The organism is Agrobacterium sp. SOY23, from assembly GCF_027212525.1.
GTDB classification, from domain to species: Bacteria; Pseudomonadota; Alphaproteobacteria; order Rhizobiales; family Rhizobiaceae; genus Agrobacterium; species Agrobacterium tumefaciens_I.
Genome location: NZ_JAPWDT010000003.1, coordinates 467994 through 484539 on the forward strand (window position 1 = coordinate 467994; position 16546 = coordinate 484539).

17 protein-coding genes are annotated in these 16546 nt (G+C 60.4%); 11 read left to right on the top strand and 6 right to left on the bottom strand.

The window, feature by feature from the left end; genetic code table 11:
- Window positions 1-80 precede the first annotated feature (80 nt).
- The 10 genes from O3S81_RS10970 (at window position 81) to O3S81_RS11015 (ending at window position 9954) form a co-directional block, all read left to right on the top strand.
- A complete protein-coding gene (locus O3S81_RS10970) occupies window positions 81-1025 on the top strand; it encodes a carbohydrate ABC transporter permease (RefSeq protein ID WP_003525091.1) in 945 nt (314 codons plus the stop codon).
- A gap of 3 nt (window positions 1026-1028) precedes the next feature.
- Entirely contained in the window at window positions 1029-1859 is an 831-nt protein-coding gene (locus O3S81_RS10975) for a carbohydrate ABC transporter permease (RefSeq protein WP_035228147.1), read from the top strand.
- Between the two features lie 4 nt (window positions 1860-1863).
- Complete coding sequence (locus tag O3S81_RS10980; RefSeq protein ID WP_269343079.1) at window positions 1864-2940, top strand: ABC transporter ATP-binding protein; 1077 nt, start codon at window positions 1864-1866, stop codon at window positions 2938-2940.
- Between the two features lie 162 nt (window positions 2941-3102).
- Window positions 3103-4116, top strand: a complete 1014-nt coding sequence (locus tag O3S81_RS10985) for a LacI family DNA-binding transcriptional regulator (protein WP_269343507.1) — start codon at window positions 3103-3105, stop codon at window positions 4114-4116.
- A gap of 262 nt (window positions 4117-4378) precedes the next feature.
- On the top strand, window positions 4379-5737 hold the full coding sequence (locus tag O3S81_RS10990) for an NAD(P)H-dependent oxidoreductase (protein WP_269343081.1): 1359 nt from the start codon (window positions 4379-4381) through the stop codon (window positions 5735-5737).
- Between the two features lie 17 nt (window positions 5738-5754).
- A complete protein-coding gene (locus O3S81_RS10995) occupies window positions 5755-6057 on the top strand; it encodes a putative quinol monooxygenase (protein ID WP_269343083.1) in 303 nt (100 codons plus the stop codon).
- A 12-nt stretch (window positions 6058-6069) separates the two neighbouring features.
- Window positions 6070-6972, top strand: coding sequence for an NAD(P)-dependent oxidoreductase (locus tag O3S81_RS11000; RefSeq protein ID WP_269343085.1), 903 nt, complete (start codon window positions 6070-6072; stop codon window positions 6970-6972).
- 21 nt (window positions 6973-6993) lie between these two features.
- A complete protein-coding gene (locus tag O3S81_RS11005; RefSeq protein WP_269343086.1) occupies window positions 6994-7989 on the top strand; it encodes a DctP family TRAP transporter solute-binding subunit in 996 nt (331 codons plus the stop codon).
- Between the two features lie 129 nt (window positions 7990-8118).
- A complete protein-coding gene (locus O3S81_RS11010; protein WP_269343088.1) occupies window positions 8119-8670 on the top strand; it encodes a TRAP transporter small permease in 552 nt (183 codons plus the stop codon).
- A 3-nt stretch (window positions 8671-8673) separates the two neighbouring features.
- Entirely contained in the window at window positions 8674-9954 is a 1281-nt protein-coding gene (locus O3S81_RS11015; protein ID WP_269343090.1) for a TRAP transporter large permease, read from the top strand.
- A gap of 24 nt (window positions 9955-9978) precedes the next feature.
- Here O3S81_RS11015 and O3S81_RS11020 read toward each other — a convergent pair whose 3' ends face one another.
- Together O3S81_RS11020 and O3S81_RS11025 are read right to left on the bottom strand one after the other, a co-directional pair.
- A complete protein-coding gene (locus O3S81_RS11020) occupies window positions 9979-10875 on the bottom strand; it encodes a LysR substrate-binding domain-containing protein (protein ID WP_269343091.1) in 897 nt (298 codons plus the stop codon).
- A gap of 85 nt (window positions 10876-10960) precedes the next feature.
- Window positions 10961-12157 carry an MFS transporter gene (locus tag O3S81_RS11025; protein ID WP_269343093.1) on the bottom strand — a complete coding sequence of 399 codons (1197 nt, stop codon included), beginning with the start codon at window positions 12155-12157 and terminating at the stop codon, window positions 10961-10963.
- Between the two features lie 124 nt (window positions 12158-12281).
- Here O3S81_RS11025 and O3S81_RS11030 point away from each other — a divergent pair, with 124 nt between their 5' ends.
- On the top strand, window positions 12282-13136 hold the full coding sequence (locus O3S81_RS11030) for an AraC family transcriptional regulator (protein WP_269343095.1): 855 nt from the start codon (window positions 12282-12284) through the stop codon (window positions 13134-13136).
- A 69-nt stretch (window positions 13137-13205) separates the two neighbouring features.
- Here the strand turns inward: O3S81_RS11030 and O3S81_RS11035 are convergent, their stop codons facing one another.
- From O3S81_RS11035 to O3S81_RS11050, 4 genes are read right to left on the bottom strand one after another with little or no spacing between them, the layout of a single operon-like run.
- The gene (locus tag O3S81_RS11035) at window positions 13206-13922 is read right to left on the bottom strand and encodes an ABC transporter ATP-binding protein (protein WP_269343097.1); all 717 of its coding nucleotides are present in this window, start codon (window positions 13920-13922) and stop codon (window positions 13206-13208) included.
- Window positions 13903-14667, bottom strand: a complete 765-nt coding sequence (locus O3S81_RS11040; RefSeq protein WP_269343098.1) for an ABC transporter ATP-binding protein — start codon at window positions 14665-14667, stop codon at window positions 13903-13905. The genes O3S81_RS11035 and O3S81_RS11040 overlap by 20 nt, the downstream gene beginning before the upstream one ends.
- A complete protein-coding gene (locus O3S81_RS11045) occupies window positions 14664-15671 on the bottom strand; it encodes a branched-chain amino acid ABC transporter permease (RefSeq protein ID WP_269343099.1) in 1008 nt (335 codons plus the stop codon). The genes O3S81_RS11040 and O3S81_RS11045 overlap by 4 nt, the downstream gene beginning before the upstream one ends.
- A gap of 1 nt (window position 15672) precedes the next feature.
- Window positions 15673-16536 carry a branched-chain amino acid ABC transporter permease gene (locus tag O3S81_RS11050; protein ID WP_004445147.1) on the bottom strand — a complete coding sequence of 288 codons (864 nt, stop codon included), beginning with the start codon at window positions 16534-16536 and terminating at the stop codon, window positions 15673-15675.
- Window positions 16537-16546: the final 10 nt, after the last annotated feature.

Genomic DNA, 16546 nt, shown 5'->3' on the forward strand with positions numbered 1-16546 from the left:
TTTCCTCGCAATTTTTCGGATCGGTAAGCCGAGAGGCTGGAAAACCCGTCCGTTCCGTCGTCCGATCAGGGAGCGATACAATGTCCTATGCCCATGGCGCCGGGCCGGTGGCTGCGCGCAAACCGGCTGGCAAGCCCGCGATGCGGCGGTTTGCCGATTGGGCCGAACCCTGGCTCTACAGCGCGCCGGTGCTGGTGCTCATCGTCGCCGTCATGCTGGTGCCGCTGGTGCTTGGCCTCTCCTATGCGTTTCGCGATGTGCAGCTGCTCAATCCGTTTTCCGGCGGTTTTGTTGGTCTCAAACATCTGGAGGCGCTGTCGCAGGATGCGGCCTTTTACCGGGCGCTGAAAAACACGCTGTGGTGGACCGGCGCTTCGGTTTTCCTGCAATTCTTCTTCGGCCTCATTCTGGCGCTGCTGCTCGATAAACCCTTTGCGGGCAGGGGGCTGGCGCAGGCGCTGGTATTCCTGCCATGGGCCGTGCCGACCTTCCTTGCCGGTCTCAACTGGGCATGGCTGTTCAACCCGGTCATCGGGCCGCTGCCGCACTGGATGGTCTCGCTCGGGCTGTTATCCGCACCCAACAATATCCTCGCCGATCCGCAGCTTGCCATGTGGGGGCCGATCATCGCCAATGTCTGGTGGGGCATTCCCTTCTTCGCCATCACCCTGCTTGCGGCCCTTCAGGCCATCCCGCGCGATCTTTACGAGGCGGCGGAAATTGACGGGGCAAACCCGCTGCAGCGTTTCACCTCCATCACCCTGCCGTTTCTGGCGCCCACCATCGCCATCACCATCCTGCTGCGCACCGTCTGGATCGCCAATTTCGCCGATCTCATCATCGTCATGACCAATGGCGGACCGGCCGACCGCACCCAGATCGTCGCCAGCTACATCTTCACCCAGGCCTTCCGGCGTCTGGATTTCGGTTATGCCTCGGCCATTGCGCTGGTGCTTCTGGTGCTGCTGCTTGCCTATTCCATGCTGATCGTGCTGTTGCGCCAGCGCCTGATCGAGAAGGACTGACCGATGACATCAAGGATATTTTTGACCCTTGCCCATCGTCTGGCGATCCTTGCCTATATCGCCTTTGCACTGTTCCCACTGTTCTGGCTGCTCAAGGTTTCCGTCACGCCGAATGATCTGCTCTATAGCGAAGGTGTCAGGATGTGGCCATCGCGGGCGACATGGGATCATTATCGTTTCGTCATTGAAAACAGTGCCTTCCCGACGTTTTTTAAGAACAGCGTCATCGTCGCGGGCTCCACGGCAATTGCCGTAACGATACTCTCGTCGCTGTCGGGTTACGCGCTGTCACGCTTCCGTTTCAAGGGCAAATACTGGATCGTCGCCCTGATGCTGATCACCCAGATGTTCCCGCTGGTCATGCTGGTCGCACCGATCTTCAAGATGCTGTCGCCGCTCGGCCTCACCAACAGCCTGACGGGCCTCGTCATCGTCTACACCGCCTTCAACGTTCCCTTCGCCACCTTCCTGATGCAGTCCTTCTTCGATGGCATTCCGAAGGATCTGGAAGAGGCGGCGATGATCGACGGGGCGAGCCGGTTTACGGCCTTCCGCCAGATCATCCTGCCGCTGACGCTGCCGGGCATTGCCGCGACGCTCGGTTTTGTCTTCACAGCCGCGTGGAGCGAACTTCTGTTTGCGCTGATGCTGATTTCCGGCAATCAGAGCGCCACTTTCCCGGTTGGCCTTCTGACCTTCGTTTCCAAATTCTCCGTCGATTTCGGGCAGATGATGGCGGCGGGCGTTCTGGCGCTCATTCCGGCCTGCCTCTTCTTCCTGCTCATTCAACGTTATCTCGTGCAGGGCCTGACGGCCGGCGCGGTGAAAGGATAATCCCATGGCTTCCATCGAGCTGAAGAATGTCGGCAAGACCTATGGCGATCTCGCCGTGCTGCACGGCGTCGATCTCAAGATCGAGGATGGCGAATTCATCGTCCTCGTCGGCCCCTCAGGCTGCGGGAAATCGACGCTGCTGCGCATGATCGCCGGTCTGGAAGAAATCTCGTCGGGCGACCTGTCCATCGACGGCGAACGTGTCAACGATCGCAGGCCGAAAGACCGGGATATCGCCATGGTATTCCAGTCCTATGCGCTTTATCCGCATATGAGCGTCGCCGACAATATGAGTTACAGCCTGCGCCTGCGCCGCAGCCCGAAAGAAACAATTGCGGCGGCGGTCTCGGGTGCTTCCGCAAAACTCGGCCTTGATCCCTATCTCGCCCGCCGCCCGAAGGCGCTCTCCGGCGGCCAGCGCCAGCGCGTCGCCATGGGCCGCGCCATCGTGCGCCAGCCAAAGGCCTTCCTGTTCGACGAGCCGCTCTCAAACCTCGATGCCCGGCTGCGCGAACAGATGCGCGCCGAAATCAAGCGCATGCATGCCGATCTCGGCGCAACCTCGGTCTACGTGACCCATGACCAGATCGAGGCGATGACGCTTGCCTCGCGTATCGTCGCCATGAATGCCGGGCATGTGCAGCAGATCGGCGCGCCGCTCGATCTTTACGACCGCCCGGCCAATCTTTTCGTCGCCGGTTTCATCGGTTCGCCCGGCATGAATTTTCTCGAAGGACGGCTCGGTCAGGAGAGTGGCGGCAGTTTCGTCGTGCTGGGTGACGGCACGCGCCTTGCTCTCGGCCGCGATGTGAAGCTTGCCGATGGCGAGCCGGTCACGCTCGGCATCCGCCCGGAACATGTGGTCGTTGCGTCGGCTGAAGGCGGTGTGGAAGCGACTGTCGATCTCGTCGAACCGACCGGCCTCGGTGTCATCCTGCATCTCACCGTGCACGGATTGCCCTTCAAGCTGTTTTCATCAGACCGGGCATTGTTGCAGCCGGGCAAGTCCCTGCGGGTCGGCTTCCCGCAGGAAAGGCTGCATGTCTTTGACAGCAATGGGGTAAGGATCGGAGAGGCGTGACGCCCATCCAATCCGTGGGCAGTGAAAATACAATCTGCGACCGAATGATCTTTTGGCGGTTGATAACCGCGGTTGACCGGCTTTTCCATCGAAGGCTGGTCGTTATAAAGTGCCACATGTAATCTTCATGGGGGCAAGCACTTGGCCAAAACTATCAGGACGATGGAAGAGTTTTCTGAATTCGTCGGACTTTCCCGCCCCACGGTCTCGAAATACTTCAATGACCCGGCTTCGGTGCGCAAGAAAACACGGGATGCCATAGAGGAGGCGCTCAAGAAATCGGGATTCCGGCCGAATATTTTTGCGGTCAATCTCAATCGCCGCCGCAGTAATATTATCGGCATCATCATTCCCAACTATGCCGATCCATTCTATATGGCGTTGACAAACCGCATCGAATTGATAGCTAACGAGGCTGGTTTTCTTGCCTTTGTGCTGTCATCCGACGGTAAGCCGGAAATCGAAAACCGCGCCATCCGCACATTCAAGTCAATGAATGTGGCCGGGGCCATCATCGCACCGCTTGGTGTCACATCCCACTGTTCGACGCTCCAAGAGCTCGCCGCCACTATCCCCATCGTTTATGTCGATTCGCCGCTCGATGAGCGGTCGGCCTTTGTCGGCACCGACAATCGCCAGAGCGTTGACTTGATCGTTGACTATCTCTGTCGCTCGGGTGAGCCGCCCAGCTATTTTGATATGCCACAGGTCAACACCAACTCCGTGACGCGCCGTATGGCTTATGTGGGGGCGATGCAGCGTTTGGGCTTCGAGCCAAGGCTGCTTGATGTCGCAAAACCTGCACGTTGGGATTTCGAACGGTTTGCGTTCGACGAAGCCAGTCGGTTATTCGAGAAAGCGGATCTATTGCCGTCGCGCACCGTTTTATGCGCCAATGACCGTATTGCCTTTGGTGTGATCGCCGCCGCCTTCCAGAAGGGCATCAGGGTCGGCCATGGCGCTGGCTATGACCTCCGGGTTGCCGGCCATGACGATCATCCGCTGTCGCGTTACGCCTGCCCACCGATTACCACCGTCGCGCAGAATTATAACGAGATCGGCAGGCTGTCGATCGAGCTTCTGTTGCAGAAGCTGAACGAAGAGGCAGATGACACGACGCGGATGCGTGAACGCATTCTTCTCAGCGCCGATCTGATGCTGCGTAAATCGGCCTGATGGCTTGTTAGAAAAACTAAATAAAAAATCTTTTTTTCTAAATAGAACTAATATTTGAACGCTCCTACTCTGGTCTCAAGGTTGCTTTGGGAGGCGACCGCGAGAGCCGGCGCAAAGGCGTGCCGGGATCCGGGAGGAACGCAGAAACGTCATGTGGCCAGCGCCGCGAGGGGTGAACCTTCGCAGCATGGGTATCGCATGGCCTTCGCCGGGCAGTCTGGACATTCTCGCCAGCAATTTCCCCAGCGAAGGATGTCAAAACATGAATCTCTATTCTCTTCTGTCAGCGCGTGCAGCCGGCGGCAAACCTGTCCGGGTGGGTCTCATCGGTGCTGGTAAGTTCGGCTCCATGGTGCTGGCGCAGGCGCAGCGCATCGCCGGTTTCCATATGGTCGCCGTCGCCGATCTCAATGTCGGCAAAGCTAGGGAATCGTTTGAGCGCGTCGGCTGGCCGAAGGAGCGATATGACGCGACGAGTTGCGCCGATGCGCTGAAGAGCGGCAAGACCTATGTGACCGACGACGTAAACGAGCTTTTCGCCTGCGGCGAGATCGAATGCGTGATCGAAGCGACCGGCCATCCGCTTGCAGGTGCGCGCCATGCGCTCGGCGCTATCGATCACAACAAGCATGTCGTCATGGTCAATGTCGAAGCCGACGTCATGGTCGGCCCGATCCTTGCCGAAAAGGCGCGGGCCAAGGGCCTGATCTATTCCATGGCCTATGGCGACCAGCCGGCGCTGATCTGCGAATTGGTCGACTGGGCGCGCGCCAGCGGCTTCGAGGTGGTTTCCGCCGGTAAGGGCATGAATTTCGAGCCGCGTTACCGTTATTCGACACCGGACACGGTCTGGGGTTATTTCGGCTGGACGGACGAGGAAGTGGCCAAGGGCGACTTCAATCCGAAAATGTACAATTCCTTCACCGACGGTACCAAGGCGGCCATCGAAATGGCGGCCGTCGCCAACGGCACGGGGCTGGATTGCCCGGATGAAGGTCTGGCCTTCCCGCCAGCCGGCCTGCACGATCTTGCCCGCGTCTTCCGCCCCGCTGCCGATGGCGGTCGTATGTCGCGCTCCGGGCTGGTCGATATTGCCGCGAGCCAGGAGCCAGACGGACGCGAGGTGTTCAACAACATCCGTTACGGCGTTTTCGTCACCTTCAAGGCGCATAACGAATATGCCCGCGCCTGCTTCAAGCAATATGGCCTCTTGACCGATCCCTCCGGCTGGTACGCCTCCATGTGGCGTCCGTTTCACATCATCGGGCTGGAAACCTCGATCAGCGTACTTTCCGCCGTGCTGCGCAACGAAGCGACCGGTTGCTCCAAGGAGTTCCGCGGCGATGCCGTGGCCACGGCGAAAAAGGACATGGCGCCGGGCGAGATGCTCGACGGCGAGGGCGGTTACGCGGTCTGGGCAAACGCCATTCCGGCCACTCGCAGCCTCGACATCAAGGCGCTGCCGATCGGCCTTGCCCATAATGTTAAGCTGAAGCGCGCCATCAAGAAGGACCAGATCGTCAGCTTCGACGATGTGGAGCTGGTCAATGATCTCGATGTGGTGAAGCTGCGCCAGGATATGGAAAACCGCTTTCGCCCGCAAAAAGACGCTGCGGCGTGATTGACGGGGGACAAGCGATGTCGAAGGGAGCTTTCGTGGTGATCGCAGAATTTCGGGTGAAGCCCGAATTGATGGACGCCTTTCTAGATGCGGCGCGCGATGATGCTACCCATTCGGTTCAGGACGAACCGGGTTGCCGACAATTCGATGTGGTGCGGCCGGAAACTGGAAACAACGTGGTGTTTTATGAGGTCTATGACAGTCGTCACGCTTTCGACAACCACCTGAAAACACCGCATCTCGACCGGTTTCGCGAGGCTTTTCCCGCTCTTATCGAAGAAGAGCTGCCGGTGCGCTTTTTAAACCGGCAATGGCTCTGAAAGATGGAAACGATGGCTGACATTCGCCAGATCGCCGTTATCGGAACGGGTATTATGGGTGCCCCCATGGCGGGGCGTCTGGCGGAGGCCGGTTTTTCCGTCAAGGCCTGGAACCGTAGCGCTGAAAAGGCTGCGATTCTGGCGGGAAAGGGCGTGCAGCCGGCGGTAACGGCTGCCGAGGCCGTGGCCGTGGCCGATGTCGTGCTCTGCATGCTGAGTTCCGGGCCGGTCTGCGACGAGGTTCTGCTCGGTGCTTCTGGTGTCGTTTCCACCATGAAGCCCGGTGCTATCCTGCTGGTGATGAGTTCCATTCCCGTCGATAGCGCGCGGGGACAGGCGGAGGCGGCAAAGGCTCATGGCGTCGCTTATGTCGACGCTCCGGTTTCCGGCGGTGAAGAAGGGGCGATCGAAGGAACGCTCGCCATCATGGCTGGTGGTGAACAGCGGGATGTGGATGCATTGCGGCCACTCCTCAATTGCCTCGGCCGCGTCACCCATGTCGGTCCGGTGGGTTGCGGCTCTCTCGCCAAGCTCGCCAACCAGCTGATCGTCGCCTCGACGATCTGCGCTGTCGCCGAAGCTTTGACGCTGGTTGAAGCGGGGGGAGCCGACCCGGCGCAGGTGCGGCAAGCTTTGCTTGGTGGCTTCGCCGATTCCACCGTTTTCCGCCAGCACGGAAAACGCATGGTGGAGGGGGATTTTCGCCCCGGCGGGCCGGCGAAATATCAGGTGAAGGATACGTCCACGGCACTGGCCTTCGCCAGAAGCCTTGGCCTCGGTTTACCGGTCGGCGAGGAGGTTGACCGGCTGTTCCGCTCCATGGTCGAGCATGGCGCGGGCGAGCTTGATCACAGCGGTGTGATCCTTGAAATTAAGCGCATGAATGCGTTCGGAGGAACGCTCGAAACCATCTAGAGACAACAAAGGGAGGAACACATGAAAATTTCAAAATTTTACGGGCTGGCTCTGGCCGCCACCATGCTGGTCGCATCGATTGCACATGCCGAGACGCTGACGCTTTCGACACCGGACGCGGACAATTCCGAAATCACTCTCGCGGCCAACAAGTTTGCCGAGATCGTTTCGAAAAAGACGGACGGCAAGCTCAAGATCAAGGTGTTTCCGAACGGTACGCTTTATGGCGGCGATCCCTCCGCGGGCGTCAAGCAGCTGGCCGGTGGCTCGCTGGACATGCTGTTGAACTCGACCTCGCTTTACGCGACGTTCAATCCGAAGTTCACGGCCATCGCCATTCCCTATCAGTTCCGCGATATCGACCAGCTCCGGGTCTATCTCGACAGCGATCTCGGCAAGGAGCTTTCCACCGATCTGAGCAAGATCGGCATTCTCGGGCTCGATCTCTGGTCGCGGCCGCTGCGCCAGATCACCAATTCCAAGGCACCGATCAAATCGCCAGCCGATTTGAAGGGCATGAAGCTGCGCGTGCCGAACAACCCGCTCTGGGTCGAATTCTTCGGCGCCATGGGGGCCGCCCCGACGCCGATGGCCTTTGCCGAAGTCTATAATGCGCTCCAGCTCAAGGTCGTCGATGGCCAGGAAAACCCTGTCAACGTGCCGGTCAGCGCCAAGCTTTACGAAGTGCAGAAGTATCTGACGATCAGCAATCACATTGCCGACGCTTGGGTGCTGGGCATGAACCCGGGCCGCTTCGAAGGTCTCGACGAGAACTTCAAGACCGCGCTTAAGGAAGCGGCCGTTGAGACGGAAGCCTGGAAGGCCCAGAACGACGCTGCCGATATCGACAAGTCGCTCGAAACGCTGAAGAAGAACGGCATGGAGGTCAACACGCTGACCGACGATGAGCGCAAGGCTTTCGTGGCGGTGGCGGCCGGCCTTTCGGCGAAGTTCTCCGCACTGGTGAAAGACCAGGCGTTCTTCGACAAGACGCAGGCTTTCCTTAAGACGAACTGACGTTTTCGCGCATGGAGGGCCGGATTTTGATCCGGCCTTCCCCGACGTCATGCAAGGTTGCCTTGTGGTTACGGCAGGGTGGCATTCGTTTTACCGGGTATCCGGTTTCAGCAGTGGAAGGGTATTGTCATGAACGATACGAAACCTTCGGTGCTCGGCACCATCATCAAACTCATCGCCGATGTAGCCGCAGGGGCGGCCTGTGCCGGCATTCTCATCGTCGTTCTTCTTCAGGTCATCGGCCGCCTCGTCGGCAGTCCGCTTCCCTGGACGGAGGAGGCGACGCGCTTTCTCTTCATCTGGATGGTCTTCCTCGGCCTTGCCGCCGGTTTTCGCACCGTTGAAAGCGCCCGTGTCGTAGTGTTTCTGGTGTTGTTTCACCGCTTCTTCCGGCGGCTGGCGGTGCCGATCTATGTCGGTTCATCCGTGTTCTTCTTCGGTATGATGGGCTGGACGGGCCTGACACTGGTGCGCCAGCAGATCATGATGAACGAGGCTGCCGCCACCCTGCCGATCCCGATGTGGGCCATCGGCATCGTGTTGCCGGTCTCCGCCATCATCGCTGTGCTCGCGATCATCGAATCGCTACGCAGCCGCCGGGAGCTCATAGCGCTTCCCGAGCTTGGCCTGCCGGCGGACGAGATCGCCCATGCCGATATCTCCATTTCAGCAGGACATTGATCCATGTCGGTCTTTCTTCTCATCGCCTTTTTCGGTCTCAGCATGCTTGGTGTGCCGCTTGCCATTGCGCTGGCGCTCGCCAGCGTCGGCACACTCTGGCTCTTCACCTCCATGCCCATGGACCTGCTGTCTCAGACAATGTTCTCATCGATGAACTCCTTCCTCCTCGTCGCCGTGCCGCTTTTCATCCTCGTCGGTACCGTCATGGAGCGGGGGCGGGTGGCGGAACGCATCTTCGATTTCGCCGAGGCCATGGTCGGCTGGCTTCCCGGCGGGCTTGGCCACGTCAACGTCATCTCCTCGGTGATCTTCTCCGGCGTCTCCGGCTCATCCGTCGCCGATATCGCCTCGGTTGGGGCCATCGAGATCAAGGCGATGGAGCGCCATGGATTTCCGAAGGGTTATGCCGTCGGCATGACGCTCTGCACCTCGACGCTCTCCTCGATCATTCCGCCGTCGATTCTGATTGTGATTGCCGGCTCGATCGCCAATGTGTCCATCGGCACGCTGCTGATCGCAGGCCTGGTGCCCGGCCTTTTCATCGCCCTCGCGTTTCTGGTCTTCAACCACTTCTATTCGGTGCATTACGGCTACAATCCGCCGACCCCGTTTAATTTCCGTCTGGTCGTCGTCACCGGTTTGCGTGCCATCCTGCCGATGCTGACCCCGCTTATCCTGATCATCGGTATCGCCAGCGGCCTGTTCACGCCGACGGAAGCAGCAGCCATCGCGGTGGTCTATGTGGCGGTGCTGGGTGTGCTGGTCTATCGCACCCTGCCGGCGCGGGAACTGCCGGAAATCCTGATTTCCACGGCGCGCATTTCCGGCACCATCCTGTTCATCGCCGCCACCTCGCAGCTTGCCGCCTGGGTTTTCACCTTCGATGGGCTGCCCGAACAGGTGGCCGAGCTTTTGAAGGCCATGAACCTCGGTCCCATGACCGGCATGCTCGTCATCTTCGTCTTCCTGCTGATCATCGGCATCTTTATGGAAGCGATCCCGGCCATGTTCATCCTCATCCCGGTGCTGATGCCGCCGGTTGAGGCGCTGGGTATCGATCCGATCCATTTCCTGATCGTGACTGTCATGACGCTGACGCTCGGGCTGGTGACGCCGCCGGTGGGGGTCTGCCTGTTTGCGGCGGCACAGGTGGCGAATATGAAGATCGAGGATGTTATTCGCGGTTCGCTAGCGCCGATGACGGTGCTGACGCTCGCCATCTTCGCGCTGGTGCTTTTCCCGGTGCTGACGCTCGGGCCGATCAGGCTTATGGGGCTTTATTGACGAGAAAACGGATTGCCTGAAACCTCACACAACGCGACGGGTTTGCCACTCGTCGCGTTGTTTTCGCATCCACTCCAGAAACAGCGAGACCTTTCTCTGCCGCAGATGGGAATGCGGGCAAACGATCCATTGCGTGACGAGCCTTATACGCGGCGCATCCGCCACGGCCGGGACCAGCATTTTGTCTTGCAGCTCCCGCTCCATCATCAAGGTGCTTTCCAGTGCCACGCCGATACCGAGAACGGCGGCGTCAATTGCCATGTGGCTTCGGTCGAACAGGACACGCCGCCAGCGCTTTTCGGCTGTTACTCCGGCCAATGGAAACCAATGGTTCCATTGCGCCTGTGCCTTGACCGAATGGATCAGCCGCTCATTCTGCAGCTCTTCCGGCAGAAACTTTCCTGCTCCCTGATAATTCGGTGAACAGACCGGCAGGAATTCCTCCTCCACCAGCCCTTCCACGAATAGGCCCGGCCAGCGGCCATCGCCATGGCGCAATTCAATATCGACAAGCTCCTGCGAAAAATCGGTGGGCTCGTTGGTGCCGTCGAGGCGCACTTCCAGTTCCGGATGTTCTTCTAGAAAGGAGCCGAGACGCGGCAAAAGCCATTTGTTGGAGACGGTGGGTGTTGCCCGGACCGTCAGCGTGGTTATCGAGCGGAAGCCACGAATATTGTCGGTGGCGTCGGATATCTGTTCGATCTGGGCGGTGATCATCGAGAAATACCGCTCGCCCGCTTCGGTCAGCGTCACCTTGCGGCCGGTCCGCGCCATTAGCGTCGTGCCGAGCTGGCCTTCCAGCAACTGGATCTGCTGGGAAACGGCCGAAGGCGTGACGCTCAGTTCCTCCGCCGCCCGCGAAATGCTGCCTGCCCTTGCCGCAACGTGGAAAACGAGGATCGATTTTATCGGGATTTGCATGGTTAAGTCTTCGCTAAACGGATCAAGGTGGTCACCTGAATATCACAGGTGACCACCTTGATGGAAAGCGTTGAACGCGAGGCTTTTAGCGGTGGCTCGGCAGTTTTGGCAGGAACACCGTGAGCAGGCCGAGGAGCGGCATGTAGGAGCAGATGCGGTAGACGAATTCGATGCCTTCCTTGTCTGCATAAACGCCCAGAACCGCAGCCCCGATGCCGCCGAAACCGAAGGCGAAGCCGAAGAACATGCCGGCAATCAGGCCGACCCGTCCCGGCACCAACTCCTGCGCGAACACGACGATGGCCGAGAAGGCGGAGGAGAAGACGAAGCCGATGACGACGACCAGAACCGCTGTCCAGAACAGGTTCGCATAGGGCAACATCAGCGCAAAGGGAATGACGCCGAGGATCGAGAACCAGATGACGACGCGGGAGCCGAAGCGGTCACCGATCGGGCCACCGAAGAACACGCCCAGTGCCGAGGCGCCGAGGAAGAGGAACAGCAGAACCTGCGCATCCTGCACACCAAGGCCGAACTTGTCGATGGTGTAGAAGGTGAAGTAGCTGGACAGGCTGGCGAGATAGGCGTTCTTGGTGGCAGTCAGAACCACCAGCACCAGAAGCGTCATCATGACCGTGCCGCGTGCCAGCGGCAGGGCGCGGCTGACGGGTGCCTTGCCGACGGTTGCGCGCCGGTGACGGGTATACCAGACGCTGACCCAGGAAAGCACGCCGAAGCCGAGGAGTGCGATCAGCGAGAACCAGCTGAGGCTCGACTGGCCGAGCGGGATGACGATGAAGGCGGCGAGCAGCGGGCCGATGGCCGTACCGGTATTGCCGCCCACCTGGAAGAAGGACTGGGCAAGTCCATGGCGGCCGCCGGATGCCAAGCGGGCGACACGGGAGGCTTCCGGATGGAAAATCGCCGAACCGACGCCGATGAGGCAGGCGCCAGCGATCAGCACGGCGAAGCTGTGCGCGAAGGCGAGCGTGATGAGGCCGGCGCAGGTGGACAGCATGGCAACCGGCAGGGAGAATGGCATGGGCCAGCGGTCCGTCACCATGCCGACGACCGGCTGCAGCAGCGATGCGGTGACCTGGAAGGCGAAGGTGAGCAGGCCGATCTGCATGAAATCGAGTGCGTAATTGGCTTTCAGCAATGGATAAAGCGACGTCAGCAGCGATTGCATGATGTCGTTCAGCATGTGGCAGAAGCTGGCGGCTGCGATGATTGAAAACGCCGTGCGTTGCGGGTTGAAGCCGGCGCTGGTGACGGTGGCCATGATGAATCCTCTCGAGATTCCCGCCCGATCAGCGGGAAACATGTCTTTCTTTCTTCCCGCTTTTATTCATATTGTTTCTGGCCTGCATTTGTGTTCTGGACGATTTTCTTTGTGAGTGGGCCAAATGGCAAAAATCAAATCGTTGACCTACGGCTCCTTCTCGGCCGAAGACCACGACTATATGCTGAACCTGATCGATGGCACCAACGAACCGGTGCTGGCGCTTTGCCGTACCTACTCCAAGGGGCACCGGGGCCCGATCCACAGCCATCGCAGGACGCAGATCTGGTACGCCCATCGCGGTGTGGTTCTGGTCAGCACCGCAGATGGCCGCTGGATGATACCGCCCGGCCACGGGCTCATTATTCCCGCCGGGCTGGAACACGAATCGGAGACCATCTCGACGGTGGAAATGCATTCGATCTACGTGCATCCCGATCTGTTTCAGGCCGAGGTGCCGAGAGTGGTGGAAATCACCGCACTTGCCTCCAGCCTGATTGCGGAGTTGCTGTGCGAAGAGCATCAGCCGGTCGCCTTCCATCGGCGAGGTCTGGTGCGGGCACTGTTGCTGGATGAAATCAACCGCTTGCCGGAACGCCCGCTCGGATTGCCGTTTCCCGGTAATCAGCGTCTTGCCGGATTATGTCGCGATTTCCTGAATAAGCCTGTGGCGCGGGTGGAAATCGATGACTGGGCCGCCGCCATGGGCATCAGCCGCCGCTCCTTCACGCGGCTTTTCCGTCAGGAACTCGGGGTGAGTTTTGTCACCTGGCGCCAGCAGGCCTGCATCTTCGCCTCCCTGCCGCGACTGGCCGCAGGGGAGGCGGTGACCAATGTGGCGCTGGATGCCGGCTACGAAAACATCCCGGCCTTCACCACCATGTTCCGGCGGATGCTGGGCAGCTCACCGCGTGCCTATCGCCAGGCGGCGCGACGGCGAGGCGGGGCCTTTCCAGATTTGGAAGAGGTTGGGGGCTAGGCTTTCCGATGCGCTCTCTTTTCTCATGCCTGTGACAGGCAAACCCCTTCTGGTTTCACTCCGATGCACTCAGTGCAGCCCGCCAACCCCGAGATGCGTATCGACAATATCCGGGTTCTCCGCCAGTTCGCTCGACGGCCCTTCCCAGACGATGCGGCCGCGTTCCATGATGATGGCGTGGTCGGCGAAGTCGATGGCCATCTGGATGCGCTGTTCGACGAGGAGAATCGTCATTTCGCCGGATTGGGCGAGTTTGGAGAAGGCGGCCATCAGTTCTTCGCAGATGACGGGGGCGAGGCCTTCGAGCGGTTCGTCGAGCAGCAACACGCGCGGCTGGCCGAGAATGGTGCGGGCGGTGGAGAGCATCTGCTGTTCGCCGCCGGAAAGTTGCGAACCGAGATTGCGGCGGCGCTCCTTCAGGCGCGGAAACAGCGTATAGGCTTCCTCGATGGCCGATTTCGGCCGGGTCTTGAGGCCGACGAAGAGGTTTTCCTCGACTGTGAGGGTGGGAAACACATCGCGGGTCTGCGGCACGTAACCGAGGCCGGCTTTGGCACGGGCAGCGCTCGGCAGAGCGGCGATGTCCTGTCCGCCGATGCGGATATCGCCGGCAAAACGTTTCGTCTGGCCGGCCAGCGTGGCGAAGAGGCTGGTCTTGCCGACGCCGTTGCGGCCGAGCACGGCAAAACGCGAGCCCGACGGCACGGAAAGCGACAGGCCCTCGATGACCCTTGTCGGCCCGTAACCGGCGGTGAGATTGACGATTTCAAGCGGCGCTGCGGGCATCGGCGTAACTTCCCAGATAAGCTTGGCGGACTTCCGCATTGCTGGTGACGTCTTCCGGCGAACCGTCGAAAATGACGGCGCCGGCAGCCAGAACGATGACGCGTCTGGCGAAACGGAAGACCAGATCCATGTCGTGCTCGATCATCAGGATCGCGAGGTCGGCGGGCAGCCGGTCGAGCGCCTGTTCGATGCGCGCCGTCTCAGTGGAAGGCACGCCGGCCGCCGGTTCGTCGAGAAGCAGAATTTTCGGGCGAAGCGCCATGGCAAGCGCGATTTCGATCAGCCGCTGCTGGCCATAGGCGATTTCACGCACCCTTGTTTCTGCAAGCGGCAGAAGGCCAAGCGTGCCGAGAATGTCGCGGGCTTCGCTCATGACCGAGGGCATGGCGCGGTAACGGCCGAAAATCCGGCCCGTCTTGCCTTCCCGCTGGAGGATGGCGAGTGCGACATGTTCCTCGGGCGTCATGTCCTGAAACAGCCGGGTGACCTGGAAGGAGCGCACGAGGCCGCGCTTCACGCGCTGGCTGGCGCTGAGACCCGTCACGTCCTCGCCGGCGATGCGCACCGTGCCTGCCGAGGGTTTGATATTGCCGGTGACGAGATTGACGAAGGTCGTCTTGCCGGCGCCATTCGGGCCGATCAGCACCGTGCGGTCTCCCGGCGAAAGCGACAGCGAGACATTGTTGGTGACGACGAGGCCGCCGAAATTCTTCTGCAGGCCGGAGACTTCGAAAATGGCACTCATTTGCGACCTCCACGGATGCGCGCAATGATCTGCTCACCCGCGCCATAAAGCCCGCGCGGTGCGAAGAGCACGACGGCAATCAGCAGCAGGCCGACTATGGTGAGCCAGTGGAACGGATTGGCGGCGGAAACGACATCCTCGAACCACATGAAGGTGACGGTGCCAATCAGCGCGCCGTAAAGCGAGCCCGCGCCGCCGAGCACCAGCATGACCAGCCCCTCGGCCGAAAGCGTGAAGCTGAGGCTGTCGAGGCCGACGACCTGGGTGGAAATGGCGTTGAGCGCACCGCCAATGCCGGCGACGATGCCTGATATCACGAACATCTTCAAAATCGTGCCGTTGACGGAGCCGCCCATGGCCTGAATGCGGACGCTGTCCTGCTTGACGCCGCGGCACAACATGCCGAAGGGCGAATTGACCACCACCTTGAGGGCGAGGAAAACGAGGAGCAGCAAACAGACGCCGTAGATATAGGCGGTGCGGCCGAAAAGATCGAATTCAAAGGTGCCGAACAGCGCGTCCGGGGAAACGCCTGATAGCCCGTCGCTGCCGCCGGTCCAACCGGATGCCTTGTTGGCCGCCTCGTGGAACAAATGGATGACGGCAATGGAGAGAACGAGCTGCGGCAGGCCGTGGGCGCGCAGCAGCACCGTGCCGGAAAGCAGCCCCGCCACGCCGCCCGCCGCCGCGCCGATCACGGTCATCAAAAGCGGATCGGTGATCTCGAAATGGGCAGCGGCGATGCCGGCCGCATAAGCGCCCGCGCCGAAGAGGGCGGCATGGCCAAGCGTTGCGACGCCGCAATAGCCGGTGACGAGATCGATCGACAGCACCAGGAGCGCAATGGCGATGATGCGGGTCAGAAGCGCCAGATTATCCGGAAACAGGTAATAACCGGCAATCGCGGCGGCGATGATGATGAGCGGTCCCGCAAGCGTGCGCAGCGGCGAGCGCGTCTTCGGAGTGTCTGCCGTTTCAGTCACGTCGTTCATGAGCACCGCCATCTCATTTCGCCCTTCCGAGAAGGCCGCGCGGGAACAAGGTGATGATCACGATGACCGCCAGATAAAAGAAGAATTCGCCATATTCCGGGGCGAGATATCGCCCGGTCGTATCGATGGCGCCGAGCAGCAGGCAGGCGATCAACGCGCCGGGAATGGAGCCCGCGCCGCCAACCGAGACCACCACGAGGAAAGTGACCATGTAGCGCAGCGCATAATAGGGTTCCACCGGCAGCAGCTCCGCGCCGATGACCCCGCCCATGGCGGCAAGGCCGACGGCAATGGCGAAGCTGACGGCGTAGATAATCTCGGTGCGTACGCCGAGTGCCGCCGCCATGGCGGCATTATCGACCGCCGCCCGCAGCTTGATGCCGAAGGCGGTCTTTTCGAAGGTGAACCACAGCGCGCCGGCCACGGCCAGACCGCAGGCAATGGCGAAGATGCGGTGGGTGGCGATGGTGCGGAAGCCGAGATCGGTGGGGCCGGCCAATTGTTGCGGCAAGGGAATGGTTTTGAGTGTCGGCCCGAACACAAAATTGGCGATGCCGATGATGCAGAAGGTGATGCCGATGGTCATCAGCACCTGTGTCAGCTCCGGCGCGCCATAGATGCGGCGATAGAGGAAACGCTCAAGCGGAATGGCGATGACGATGGTACCGACAATGGCGACAAGGATCGCCGCCGCATAACCGAGGCCGAGGCCATGGGCGGCGTAGGAGGCGAGATATCCGCCGATCATGGCGAAGGCGCCATGCGCCAGATTGACAACCCGCATCAGCCCCATCGTCACCGAAAGGCCGATGGAGATGATGAACAGGACCATGCCATAGGCAAGCGCATCGATGAGGATGCTGAAGACCGTCTGCATGCTGAAAAAA